This window comes from Paenibacillus sp. FSL R5-0490 (genome assembly GCF_001956215.1).
In the GTDB taxonomy this organism is placed as follows: domain Bacteria; phylum Bacillota; class Bacilli; order Bacillales; family Cytobacillaceae; genus Cytobacillus.
In genome coordinates, this window is sequence record NZ_MRTQ01000047.1 from 1 (window position 1) to 11,650 (window position 11,650).

Consider the following 11,650-nt stretch of genomic DNA (forward strand, 5'->3'; position numbering starts at 1 on the left):
AATCGGAAAAGCATATTTTCAGCCGAAGTGTAAAAAGGAAATGAGCAAAAAGTGTAAAATTCGACTTGACGTCTACACACCTTTATAAATCATGAGCCAATCCATATATCTATAACTTTTTTTACTGTCTTTAGTATGTGTATACTTTATTTTAAAAGTATAACCTGTAGTAGCAAGTGCTATTAAGCCAGCAGCGGCGGATACAAGGGCTGCTGCTTTTTGATTTGGTTTTTTTTCAAGGAACGCTTGTGCTAAGGTAGCAGCGATTGCAACAACCGTTGCTGCAGAGGAAACAGTCAAACTAAAAGTTTTACTATATTTGTATGCATATACTCCTGAACCATTACTTGAATCACCTATATTATATGTTTTATATGAAGCAAATGGTGTAATAGTACCTGAATTATTTTCTTCTATAGCATTTTCTTCTGTTAAGGTAGCTACTAATTCCCCATCAAAAAAAACTTCTCCTGATTCTTTATTGTATTCAGATATACTTGTTGAGCCATCATCATAAGTAACTTCGATAATACCTACACTATCATTATTCTCGATAGTTTCAAACTCAACATCTTCTAGGGATTCATTACTCAGATTACTTTGAAGAGAATCATTAGTTCCATTATTTTCATGTGCATTTGCACTTTTTATTGGTATTAGAGTCGATAAAACAAGTAAAAAAACAATTAATGATGAAATATATTTTTTCATGTAAACCCTCTCCTAAGTTTATAATATTGAATTCTATTTTTCTTTTCTAAAAGCATCAAAAACCATAATCCCGATGAAAAGTAAAAATATGACCATTCCAATGTTATTAATGATATTAAGTGTATTTTCACTAATAGTTTCGGAAGAAAAATTAAACATGAAAGCACCAATGATAATAAAAAAGACAATAGTAAGTTTAGTAGATCTTTTCATAATGTAAACTCCTTATTAATAGTATTTAAATTACACAAAACCCCTTTTTTGTAAATATTTGTAACGTTACAAATATTAGTATAACAAAATTTCCAATTATTGCAAATGGAGAGGGGGATTACTTTTCAACATAATATTTCATCATAATTATTATACCATTATATGGAATTGGGTTTAATCCGACTTATGGATGAGTCTCAACAAACTGATGTTTTTAGTGCCGACCAGGCAGGTTCAAAAAAAACTGTAGGTTTTGATAAAAGGAACTTATGTTAGGAACAATAAAATGAGGTGTTTCTTATGAAAGTATATATTGGATTAATGTTAATAGTTCTTCTTATGATTCCTCCCATCAGTGCAGGAGCAGTGATTAAAGGATATGAAATAGTTAGTAGGAACGACGAAGAGGATATCACCTTATACGCCCAGAAAATGAATGGCTTATTTAGAGGTTTTAAAGTTAGTTTCAAGGGTGCAATTTTTTCAAAGCCTTTTTGGATTGGTGTAACAAACCCTTCCTATGCACCACAAATTATTTACAAAGACATAAACAAAGACCAGAAAAAAGAGTTAGTTATTATCTTGACGAGGGGGTATGGTACAGGTGCCTTATGGGAAGATGTTTATGTTTATGAAACACTGAATAATCATTTAAACGTAAATGAAATACTTGTGGATAATCCTTTAGCAATTATTAATAAGAACGTAAAAACTAAGTTAACAGCTAAGAACGCTGAAGTCATAATAAATGACAAGAAGTGCTCAGTTGATATCACCCCTTTAGAAATTCAACCCGAAAACTTATTTGATGACATAGGTTTTGGAAGTATTATTGATTATGAAGTCAACGATGATCAACTAACTGTAAATGTTGCTGGACAGATATCTCCTGCCAGTTTCGTTGGAAGTGTTGTTATCAATTATGAATTTCGAGAAAAAATGTTTCAATCAAAATCGATTGCATTCCAACCTTGTAAATAAATATAAAATTTTTAAAGGAGAAACCACTTAAGTGTATTTTCCCAGTAATTTCGGTTAATTATAAACAATTAAATTATACAGAGATTTATAATAAAGTATCATTACCTTGTGAAAATTGCTGCAATGAATGGAGGAGCAAGAGAACTAACGTACATTTTTTTAGCTCTATGATATAAGCGTTATTTATAAAAATTTGAAATTTTGTAACAAATTGTTAGATTTTTTGGATGCATTAAAAGTTAAACTTACTTTGAAATATAAGGGAGGGATTTATCTGGAAGTATATCAGACTAATGGTGGATATGTTTTAGGTGTTTCTGGGGGGAAGATCTATAATTTACGGAGTGAACCAGCTGCAATCATTTCAACTAAAAGACCAATTCCTACGAAAATGTGGATAGTGCCTAAAATGAAAGATGAGTCTATTATTCAAGGCCAAGAGTGGTTTGTTGATGTTGAATTTCGAGAGTTTTTGTGTGACGATAAAAAAGTACAAGTTCTACAATTTAATTACGAAAGAAATGAACCAGGATATTGCTCTGGAACTGCGGAATTTATCGTCTCAGAAGAGTATGCAAAAGAAAAAATAGAGACTTTACGAAAGACATTACAAATTTCTGAATACTCGTGGGACACCGCTGTCTCCACGTGGAAATAAGACTAGCTAGGTTCAAATGAAGTGAACCCATGGATTATGAGAGGGGAAATGGTGCCCTCTCTATTATTATATGCCAAACTAACGTTATTCGAGTAATAATATTTATAAATAATCCCCCGAAATTTTAGAACTTACGCCCATCTATTTAATTTCTTCCTATTACAGCATAAAACGGCTGTCCACATTCGGAAAAGCAGCAACTAAAATTTCTCCTTTTGTGAATTTTTATGAAACGTTTTTGTATCCTAAAATGTCTAACGTTTAGAAAAAGAGGTGATTGAATGACCGTTGAAAAAAATCTTAAGAAGGCAATAAGAGGTGACGAAAAAGCATTTGAAGAATTAATTAAAACTGAAAAGAACAAACTTTTTCGTATGGCTTATTTATATGTGAAAAACGAAGATAATCCTTGAAAGAATACTCAACTGTTTATAAATCATCTAATAACATAGTGTGAGTTGTTGAAGAGGATATGCAAACGAATGGGATATATTCAATAGTGATTTTTTAGAAGCAAACGGGTACATAAAACATTAGATATAATTAATCATGGCAATTGTAAGCAATTTACTTTTCTTACTCCTTTCGATAAAATTTTAAGTATTGATAAAGTTTACAGAATTTAATAAATATCTGCTCGAAAAGAGGTAAAAATATGGCTTGGTTGAAAAACGGCAAACTAATATCAGATGCAGAAAGTAGAGAACTTATTTCTAAAGGATATCAATATGTTGAAGGTGTTTTGCTGTCACCCGATGATGTAAATGACTTAATAAAGTCTGGGTACACTAGACCACATTTAGCAGAAGGCTTACGATATACTTTTACTTCTAAAGAAAAGAAAAGTCTTGGAATTTTAGGTGTTGGCTTGGTTTCATGGGGAGCATGGAATGTTGGAAAGTTTGCAAAAATTAAATTTGATCCCACCACTATCCCTTTGCCGAAAAGTTTAGGCGACAAAAAATAGCTTGTCCCTTATGTGCCAAGGCGTTTCACACACTTTTGGGAGAATGAATACACCGTATTCTAATGGTACGGTAATGGGATAGTAACGCTTATGAAGAGTTCGGCACGAGGGTAATAATTCTAGTAATTTTACTAAAGTAAAAAAGACTCTTGAAATGCAATTAAAACAAAAGAATAGAGCGTAAAACGTTCTATTCTTTCTCCTTTAAAAAGTAAACAATGCCATTCTCAAAAGATGAAAGAAGATATTCGGCCACTTCTGGATTTAAGGGTACTAACGAGATATTGCTGCTGAATACTTGAAAAACGATCAGTGAGATGAACATCTTCTTTCTCGGATGACACAACTGGAAAAATGGCAAATTCTTTTTGCAGTGTTTCCAAGAGTGATAAGGGGATGGTTTCTGTTTTTTCTGTTTCTTGATTGCTTAAATAACCAGCAGTTGCCCCAAGTTGCTTGGCATAAGCATTTAATGTCATACCTTTTCTTTCCGCAAATTTCTTATTCTTTGCCCCAAACTCTTTAGCACAGTTTAAAACCTCCATTCTATTATTAATATGAAAACTGTAAATGATTTTAGAATAGAGATGGCAATTATGGAGATGGACAAGCGTACAAGTAGGAGGGCAGTGGCTTTTAGATACTATAAGGTTACCCCTTCACAATCTTAATTAAGAAAACATTTCCTTATTTTAGAATGTCTTGCAAGGTCTTATCAATTGTTTTAAAGGTAAAGTTGTAACCTTCACGTTCTAACCGCTCTGGCAGAACCCATCGACTTTTTAACACCAACTCTGTTTCTGTTTTAATTAGCAATGAACCAATCTCCAGCATCCATTTGGGCGAAGGTAAACCGAATGGAACATTCAGCGTTTTTCTAAGTTCTTTCATTAATTCACGATTACTGACTGGATGTGGTGAAGAACAATTAAAAACACCACTTAGTTCTTCTTTATCTTTCAAAAAGAGAACGATTTGAAACAAATCGTCAATATGTATCCAACTAAACTTTTGGGTTCCAGTTCCCTGAATACCTCCAAGTCCAAACTTCACTAAATTCCGAAAAGGTGTTATAACACCGCCATCCTTACCTAATACAATAGCTATTCGTAAGGCGATTTGTCTTGTTTTTGGTAATGCAAAAGAAAAGAAGGTTTGTTCCCAGGCTGTTGCCACATTAACCGAGAATCCTGAACCAATCTCTCCTTTTTCTTCAGTCATCGGACGATCTTCTGCGTGCCGATAAATAGTTGCTGTACTGGAATTCATCCAAATTGCAGGTGGATTATTGCACTGCAGTATAGACTCTCCAAGCAATGTTGTTGTCCTTATTCTTGAATTCATTATTTCATTCTTATTTGCTTCATTGTATCGACAATTCACAGATTTCCCAGCAAGATTGATTAGAATTTCAGCATCTTCTAACGCCTCTTGAATACTCAATTTATCCTCCCAAGAAATATGCTGCTTTTGTCTTGATATGATATGTACCTCATATCCTAATTCCTTAAATCTATTCTTGAAATATTCACCAATAAAGCCTGTTCCTCCTGCTAAAACTACTTTTTTCATGTAAAAGCTCCAATCTGCTATATTAATCAGCTTTTATTTAAGATGTCCATCAAAAAAACTTTTTTTCCATAACCCTCCCACCTTTCTTTTAGTATAACGTTTATTTTTAATTGTTTTTAAACTTTAATTATCAACTAAACAGTCCCTTTGACTTAAAAAGAAAAAGCTGCCCGATTAGCAGCTGATCATTAGGTTATCTAAGTTTACGATATATTTTTTTGTTTTTTGTTTGTTCAACTAACGGGGCAGGTTTATTGAAAAAGGAATTATGGAGTTCAAAATTGAATTAAATATTAATAATATAATAATTTTAAGGAGCGTTAATGTGAATAATTCAGAAGTTGAAACAATACAAGAGCTAACAGACAAGAAACAATGGTTAGAAGCCTTTCCGATTATGCATCAGTTACGAACTGATTTGACTGAAAAGGCATATCTGGACTTACTTGAAGAAATGAGGAAAGATGGGTATTTTTTATATGCTCTATATAAAGATAATCGAATTGTATCCTTAGCTGGCTTAAGTTGGAGAGTTAACTTTTATAATAAACGTCACGTATATATATGTGACTTGGTAACAGATAAAGCATACCGATCATATGGATTTGGAGAGAAATTATTAATATTTATACATAATTGGGCAAAGGATAATGGTGCTGAATATGTGGCATTAGAATCTGGTATACAGCGAAACAATGCTCATCGTTTTTACGAAGACAAATTAGATTATGATAAATGGTGCTATTCATTTAGAAAAATGTTGTGATTTAACAAAGGGTAATGCTGCGTCAGGCCGGGTGCCTTTTTCTTATGCAACAAACGGGGCAGGTTAGTGAAAGAAGAAGGAAATATTGTAAACTGTAATTAAAGGCTAAATTATGCAGGTTGAGGTAGGGTTAAATCAAATTGGATAAGACAGTTACTTTTTCATTCAGAAGCACAAAATATGAAGGTACAGTGGCGACAGAAACATTTAATTTTAAAGAATTAGGTATTGATGAGAATTTGGATAATGAAGCATTAAAAATAGAAATAGAAAGAATTTTTCAAGCTTGGGTTTGGGATAAACTCAATATTTCTTTTAGTATAGTTATTAACAAGGACAACCGTTAGTACAGATAACAAACGAGAAAAATATTAATATTGCACTAAAGGGCTAATATTTAAGAACAGCTGCCGAACCAGGCAGCTTTTTTCTTATTGAACAAACGGGGCAGCATTCCTGTAATGAATGAAAATGGAGTTTGAACAAAAAAATAACCTCTTGGTAGAATGAGAGAGTCCTGAAGCCGGCAAGCAAAAAGGACAAAAATCTCAAACACCAGGAGGGCTTTACAATGAATTATAACCAGAATAAGAAGATTGCTCAAATCACTTCTCAAACTCTTATTATAGGAGTCGATATTGCGAAATTCAAACATGTGGCTCGTGCCCAGGATTTCAGGGGAATGGAGTTTGGATCCCCGTGTCAATTTGAAAATACAAAAGATGGATTTGAAAACTTTCTTAAATGGATTTCGGAAATCAAAAAAGAACAGCGTATGAGTAAAGTGATGGTTGGCAGGGCTCCAACAGGCCACTATTGGTTTAATCTGGCCCATATCTTAAAAGAAAATGGGATAAAGTTTGTCGCAGTAAACCCGTTGCACGTCAAGAAAAGCAAAGAGTTGGATGATAACTCACCCACCAAAAATGATGTGAAAGATGCCTAGGTCATAGCCCAGCTGGTCAAGGATGGAAGATACGCCGAACCAACAATACCGCAAGGTGTTTATGCAGAACTCCGTGTGGCAAAGAAAATACGCGATCTTTTAACTGAAGACCTACAAACGGTCCAAGGACAGGTGCACAACTGGATTGACCGGTATTTTCCGAATACCTCAAGGTTTTTAAGAAATGGGAAGGTAAGGCTGCTTTACAATTCTTAAAGCTCTATGCCTTGCCACATGAAATAGCTGTATTCACCGAAGAAGAACTACTCGTCCATTTGAGAAAGTCCGTATCTAGGAGTGTTGGATTAAACAAGATCCGCGAATTAAAACAGGCAGCTAGCCAGTCCATCGGACTTCGACAAGGTGCTGAAATGGCCAGGCTGGAGCTAAAAACCATTCTGGCTAAGTATGAATTAATTCAGTTACAATTCGAAGAATTGGACGCCAAAATAGACAGCCAGCTTGATGAAATACCAGGTGTACAACAAATGTTAGCGATAAAAGGTGTAGGCAGGGATACAATTGCCGGCTTCTTTGCGGAAGTAGGAGATTTAGGTGAATACAATCATCCAAGGCAGATTATCAAGCTGGCCGGCTTAAGCTTAAAAGAAAATACATCCGGCAAGCACAAAGGAAAAACGACCATCACAAAAAGAGGCCGAAAGAAACTCAGGGCACTGTTATTCAGGGTCTGTATGATTCTCGTCGCCAAAAATTCTGCATTTAAAGCATTACATGCTTACTATACTCAACGTCCGGATAATCATTTAAAGAAGATGCAGTCCCTGATTGCTTTGTGTAATAAACTAATTCGGATTTTCTTCAGTATAGGAAAAAAGCAATTTGATTTTAATGAGGAAAAGATGCTAAAGGACATCCCTCATTTGGCAGTAACAAAGAAGACGGAAATGGCAGCTTAACTTTGGTTTAGATTAGATAAGTAGTAGTTCTTGCTTTTATAGTTTTGGAGACATTTGAAGCACGGATTAGTCGGCAAAGCAACTAAATTACGGGCTTGGACCCTGTGGGGCAGCATGGCTGACATCCACCTCATGGAAAGGTTGGACGAAGGAATTTGAGAGCGAAGACTCTGTGAGACATGGGAGGGTTGACCTCCATGAGTAAATGTGGACATCCACCAGTGCGGTTATATTTTTACTCATCCACCATTTTCTTTAAGGGATTGGTTAGTGGGTTCTAACTCTTTTTTCTCACTCTGTCCAAAAATATCCTTTCAAGTGAAGATCCTCCATTTATAAAGTGAGTTACCGAAAGGTAAATAACTATGAAATTCTAAGAAAACAAGAGTAAATAAGTGTTTTCGCTTCTTTTATTGAGGGAGTTTAGTTTAAAAAGTAATAATTGAATATCTAGAATTGTTTCGCCGAATTGATAGGGTTTTTGGTTTTTCCTTAGATCTCATTTAATAGTGAAAAAGATGGTTGCTGCCCTTTATAAGTGTGATTCAAGTTGAGGAGGAAAATAAAACACTTTGTTTATATAATCAGAAAAACAAAATGAACTTTATTCTGAATTACTTAAATTTATAAAAATTTTATTTTATTAATTTGTTGATATTAAAGTAATAATTCTTTAATATGAAATTAAATGAAAATATAATTCAAAAAAGATTAATTGGGAGGATAACCAATGATGAATATTCTTGACGAACATGATAAGGCAATTTTATCTGAATTGCAGGAAGATGCATCAATATCAAATCTTAATTTATCAAAGAAAATTGGGCTATCACCATCTGCTTGTCTTGGAAGAACAAAAAACCTAGTCGAAACAGGTATCATAAAGAAGTTTACTACTATTGTTGATGAGAAAAAATTGGGAATCGAAGTCACAGCAATAGTTCTTATCAACTTATCACCTCTGAATAGGAAAACTATTCATTCATTTTTAGAGGATATAAACAAATATCCGCAGGTTCAAGAGTGCTACACTCTTACAGGTAGCCATGATTATATGCTTAAGATTGTAGCAAAGGACATGGAGAGTTATCGGAATTTTATTATCGATTCCTTAATGCAGAATCCTGCTATAAGTGGAGTTGAAACAAGTATGGTAATGAGTACAGAAAAAAGGACTGTCAGTGTACCAGTTGATGAAGTTTAGGAGGTTACTAAGTTGGTTGAAACAAAGGAATCATTGGATATAGATCCTCTAAGGAAACATAACCAGATCAATCAAAAAAATCAAATTTGGAATGCTCTTCGAACTGCTTTCCCATTTACATTACCTATATTGGCAGGATTTTTGTTCTTAGGAATTGCTTATGGAATCTTTATGAATTCATTAGGTTTTAGTGCAATCTATCCGATTTTAATGAGTCTGCTAATCTTTGCAGGGTCCATGGAGTTTGTGGCAGCTAATTTTTTGCTATTATCTTTCAATCCAATAAATGCACTACTGCTAACATTGATGGTTAATGCTCGGCATTTATTTTACGGTATATCCATGTTGGAAAAGTACAGGGGTGTTGGTAAGAAAAATTTTTACTTAATTTATGGACTTTGTGATGAGTCCTTTGCAATTAACAATACGGTTACGATTCCGAAAAATGTAGACAAAGGCTGGTTTATGTTCTTTGTCACTCTGTTGAATCATTCATATTGGGTTATAGGTTCTACAATTGGCGGTGTTTTTGGTCGCTATCTACAGTTCAATACAGAAGGAATTGAATTTGTAATGACAGCTCTTTTTGTAGTAATTTTCGTTGAACAGTGGATGAAAGAGAAAAAGCACCTTAGTGCTGTTTTAGGTCTTGGCCTATCAGCTTTAAGTCTGCTCATTTTTGGTGGAACCCTTTTTATTATTCCAGCTATGATTGCTATTCTTGGGGTACTTACCCTATGTAGAAAGCAAATGGAGAAAGTTGAGGTTAGCTCCATATGACAATGAGTTTAACGCAGCAGGTAATTACGATTGCAATGGTGGTTTTAGGCACCATGATTACAAGGTTCCTTCCATTCATCTTTTTTCCATCGGGTAAATCTACACCGAAATATGTTCAATTTCTCGGGAAGGTGTTACCCTCAGCGGTAATTGGACTTTTGGTTATTTATTGTTTTAAGGATGTAAGATTACTATCTGGAAGTCATGGTATCCCTGAAATTTTAGGAGTGGTAATTGTTGTACTTCTTCACATTTGGAAGAAGAATATGCTCCTTTCAATTGCAGGTGGAACGATTTGTTACATGTTATTGGTGCAAATAGTTTTTTAATAATATTTCAAATATCCAATAAGGGGTAGATATTAATGAAGAAGAGAATTGATGAGTATGAAATTTATGAGAAACATTATGAACAAATTTATGATCACGTTAAAAATGACCCTTATGCTCATTCGTTAGGTATCCAATTAACAAAATTTGAAGCAGGATTTGCAGAAGCAACAATAAAGGTGCAAAGCTATATGGTAAATGCATATGGTACTGTTCATGGGGCTGTTATGTATGCTTTAGCAGACCATGCTTTTTCCGTAGCATGTAATGCATTTGGGAAAACATCAATGGGGCTATCTACAACAATTCAGTTTATGGAATCAGCTAAACCAGGAGATATTTTAGTTGCCCGTGCAACCGAGGAAAGACGAAACTTTCGAACGGGATTTTATCGAATTGAGATTTTTCATGAGGAAAATTTGATAGCAACCATGGAGGCAGTATCTTACCGAAAGGATAATTATTTTATTGAAATTGATAACCAAGAATAAATTAAGCAATAATCATTAATCAAGCTGTCCATTAGCCAGCTTGATTGTTTTTTTCTAAAGGTCAGCATCCAATTTATCTAGAAAGCACATTATTATGTATAGATTTGTGAAACCTTTCACTTAAACTAACGGGTGCTTATGTTTAAAATCAGCTGCCATAACCAGGCGGCTTTTCTTATTCCAAAAAAGGGGCAGGATAGTTCAACAATTGATTGGGGTAATTTGGTAAAATGAATTTAAAAAGGAGGGTATAATGAAAAAGTTAAAATCTATTTCTATTTTAATTATAACATTTGTCGTACTTCTAATATCTGATGTTTATATCAACAAAGACGACGTTTCTACCAACGATGACGATGATGGTAAGGCTCGAGATGACCGTATTGCATCTGTTATTAACGCTGCATTTGATGAATATGGTTTATTCAACTCTCAAGTAGGTGGTACAGACTCAATAATCCGGATTGAAATGGACGAAGCAAACAGTGAGCAAGAGCTACTGGAATATTTAGAGAAAAACATATCTAAAGCAGATTTAAGCCACTACAATATAAAAATTTTGAAGAGAAATTTAAAAGAAGTACAGACAGAGCACGCTATGCTGTTGCTTGAAGGTATTGCAATGGATTACATAAAGGAAAAAAATTATTATGATGTTCAAGTTTATTATCCTAATGGTAAACCAGGACAAGTATTAAAAGTAATTATTAATGAGACAAGTGAACGATCCAGTGAAGATTTAAAAGCTGAGTTAGAAAATTTCTTAGCTACTAAGGGTGCTGAACTTCCATTAGGACTAAGAGATATTTCATATGAAATTCAGATAATAAAAGTTTGAATGATTTTCCTCAGGAAAGTCGTTATCCTTATTCAACTATACGGGTGCTTTAGTTTAATAAAATAGCTAATAAAAATTAAGCCCCTCTCAATTGAGAAGGGCTTTTTATTCAAAGTACAATCGGGTTATTATGCCATTCAAAAGGTTAAAAATTAACAAATAATTGGTAGTATGTGGAATTTAATGAAACATATTGTAGACGTCAAGTCGAATTTTACACTTTTTGCTCATTTCCTTTTTACACTTCGGCTGAAAATATGCTTTTCCGATTTCT

The 11,650-nt window shown here is 33.9% G+C and carries 15 protein-coding genes and 1 pseudogene; 12 read left to right on the forward strand and 4 right to left on the reverse strand.

The features are described 5' to 3' along the window. Positions 1–72 precede the first annotated feature (72 nt). On the reverse strand, positions 73–711 hold the full coding sequence (locus BK139_RS23115; RefSeq protein ID WP_076263492.1) for a hypothetical protein: 639 nt from the start codon (positions 709–711) through the stop codon (positions 73–75). Between the two features lie 33 nt (positions 712–744). Next, the gene (locus tag BK139_RS23120; protein WP_076263494.1) at positions 745–924 is read right to left on the reverse strand and encodes a hypothetical protein; all 180 of its coding nucleotides are present in this window, start codon (positions 922–924) and stop codon (positions 745–747) included. Between the two features lie 300 nt (positions 925–1,224). On the opposite strand from BK139_RS23120, the gene BK139_RS23125 reads away from it, so the two are divergent. The 4 genes from BK139_RS23125 (at position 1,225) to BK139_RS23135 (ending at position 3,530) form a co-directional block, all read left to right on the forward strand. After that, positions 1,225–1,905, forward strand: coding sequence for a hypothetical protein (locus tag BK139_RS23125; RefSeq protein WP_076263496.1), 681 nt, complete (start codon positions 1,225–1,227; stop codon positions 1,903–1,905). 223 nt (positions 1,906–2,128) lie between these two features. Beyond that, positions 2,129–2,563 carry a hypothetical protein gene (locus tag BK139_RS23130; protein ID WP_139325657.1) on the forward strand — a complete coding sequence of 145 codons (435 nt, stop codon included), beginning with the start codon at positions 2,129–2,131 and terminating at the stop codon, positions 2,561–2,563. Positions 2,564–2,844: 281 nt separating this feature from the next. Beyond that, the gene (locus BK139_RS24510; protein WP_286149101.1) at positions 2,845–2,976 is read left to right on the forward strand and encodes an RNA polymerase sigma factor; all 132 of its coding nucleotides are present in this window, start codon (positions 2,845–2,847) and stop codon (positions 2,974–2,976) included. Between the two features lie 242 nt (positions 2,977–3,218). After that, positions 3,219–3,530 (forward strand): DUF5516 domain-containing protein, encoded by a 312-nt coding sequence (locus BK139_RS23135; protein WP_076263500.1) that lies wholly within the window; start codon positions 3,219–3,221, stop codon positions 3,528–3,530. Between the two features lie 227 nt (positions 3,531–3,757). On the opposite strand, the gene BK139_RS23140 is transcribed toward BK139_RS23135, so the two are convergent. Both BK139_RS23140 and BK139_RS23145 read right to left on the reverse strand, forming a co-directional pair. Then, positions 3,758–4,075 carry a transcriptional regulator gene (locus tag BK139_RS23140; RefSeq protein WP_286149102.1) on the reverse strand — a complete coding sequence of 106 codons (318 nt, stop codon included), beginning with the start codon at positions 4,073–4,075 and terminating at the stop codon, positions 3,758–3,760. Positions 4,076–4,217: 142 nt separating this feature from the next. Further along, on the reverse strand, positions 4,218–5,102 hold the full coding sequence (locus BK139_RS23145; RefSeq protein WP_076263502.1) for a TIGR01777 family oxidoreductase: 885 nt from the start codon (positions 5,100–5,102) through the stop codon (positions 4,218–4,220). A 325-nt stretch (positions 5,103–5,427) separates the two neighbouring features. Between BK139_RS23145 and BK139_RS23150 the strand changes: the two genes are divergently transcribed. The 8 genes and pseudogenes from BK139_RS23150 (at position 5,428) to BK139_RS23185 (ending at position 11,376) form a co-directional block, all read left to right on the forward strand. Then, positions 5,428–5,868 (forward strand): GNAT family N-acetyltransferase, encoded by a 441-nt coding sequence (locus tag BK139_RS23150; protein WP_286149103.1) that lies wholly within the window; start codon positions 5,428–5,430, stop codon positions 5,866–5,868. Positions 5,869–6,008: 140 nt separating this feature from the next. After that, a complete protein-coding gene (locus tag BK139_RS23155) occupies positions 6,009–6,215 on the forward strand; it encodes a hypothetical protein (protein ID WP_076263504.1) in 207 nt (68 codons plus the stop codon). Positions 6,216–6,439: 224 nt separating this feature from the next. Next, a pseudogene (locus BK139_RS23160) lies at positions 6,440–7,734 on the forward strand (IS110 family RNA-guided transposase). 730 nt (positions 7,735–8,464) lie between these two features. Beyond that, positions 8,465–8,938 carry an Lrp/AsnC family transcriptional regulator gene (locus BK139_RS23165; RefSeq protein ID WP_076263507.1) on the forward strand — a complete coding sequence of 158 codons (474 nt, stop codon included), beginning with the start codon at positions 8,465–8,467 and terminating at the stop codon, positions 8,936–8,938. 66 nt (positions 8,939–9,004) lie between these two features. Further along, complete coding sequence (azlC, locus tag BK139_RS23170; protein WP_217695247.1) at positions 9,005–9,718, forward strand: azaleucine resistance protein AzlC; 714 nt, start codon at positions 9,005–9,007, stop codon at positions 9,716–9,718. Then, entirely contained in the window at positions 9,715–10,047 is a 333-nt protein-coding gene (locus BK139_RS23175) for a branched-chain amino acid transporter permease (RefSeq protein WP_076263512.1), read from the forward strand. Before azlC ends, BK139_RS23175 begins: the two co-directional genes overlap by 4 nt. 35 nt (positions 10,048–10,082) lie before the next feature. Beyond that, positions 10,083–10,538 (forward strand): PaaI family thioesterase, encoded by a 456-nt coding sequence (locus BK139_RS23180; protein ID WP_076263515.1) that lies wholly within the window; start codon positions 10,083–10,085, stop codon positions 10,536–10,538. Between the two features lie 253 nt (positions 10,539–10,791). Next, a complete protein-coding gene (locus BK139_RS23185; protein WP_076263517.1) occupies positions 10,792–11,376 on the forward strand; it encodes a YolC/YozM family protein in 585 nt (194 codons plus the stop codon). Positions 11,377–11,650: the final 274 nt, after the last annotated feature.

What these genes read in the sequence shown, in the direction of transcription:
- BK139_RS23115 (WP_076263492.1), bottom strand. Translation starts at nt 711, where the DNA reads ATGAAAAAATATATTTCATCATTAATTGTTTTTTTACTTGTTTTATCG.
- BK139_RS23120 (WP_076263494.1), bottom strand. Translation starts at nt 924, where the DNA reads ATGAAAAGATCTACTAAACTTACTATTGTCTTTTTTATTATCATTGGT.
- BK139_RS23125 (WP_076263496.1), top strand. Translation starts at nt 1,225, where the DNA reads ATGAAAGTATATATTGGATTAATGTTAATAGTTCTTCTTATGATTCCT.
- BK139_RS24510 (WP_286149101.1), top strand. Translation starts at nt 2,845, where the DNA reads ATGACCGTTGAAAAAAATCTTAAGAAGGCAATAAGAGGTGACGAAAAA.
- BK139_RS23135 (WP_076263500.1), top strand. Translation starts at nt 3,219, where the DNA reads ATGGCTTGGTTGAAAAACGGCAAACTAATATCAGATGCAGAAAGTAGA.
- BK139_RS23140 (WP_286149102.1), bottom strand. Translation starts at nt 4,075, where the DNA reads ATGGAGGTTTTAAACTGTGCTAAAGAGTTTGGGGCAAAGAATAAGAAA.
- BK139_RS23145 (WP_076263502.1), bottom strand. Translation starts at nt 5,102, where the DNA reads ATGAAAAAAGTAGTTTTAGCAGGAGGAACAGGCTTTATTGGTGAATAT.
- BK139_RS23165 (WP_076263507.1), top strand. Translation starts at nt 8,465, where the DNA reads ATGATGAATATTCTTGACGAACATGATAAGGCAATTTTATCTGAATTG.
- BK139_RS23175 (WP_076263512.1), top strand. Translation starts at nt 9,715, where the DNA reads ATGACAATGAGTTTAACGCAGCAGGTAATTACGATTGCAATGGTGGTT.
- BK139_RS23180 (WP_076263515.1), top strand. Translation starts at nt 10,083, where the DNA reads ATGAAGAAGAGAATTGATGAGTATGAAATTTATGAGAAACATTATGAA.
- BK139_RS23185 (WP_076263517.1), top strand. Translation starts at nt 10,792, where the DNA reads ATGAAAAAGTTAAAATCTATTTCTATTTTAATTATAACATTTGTCGTA.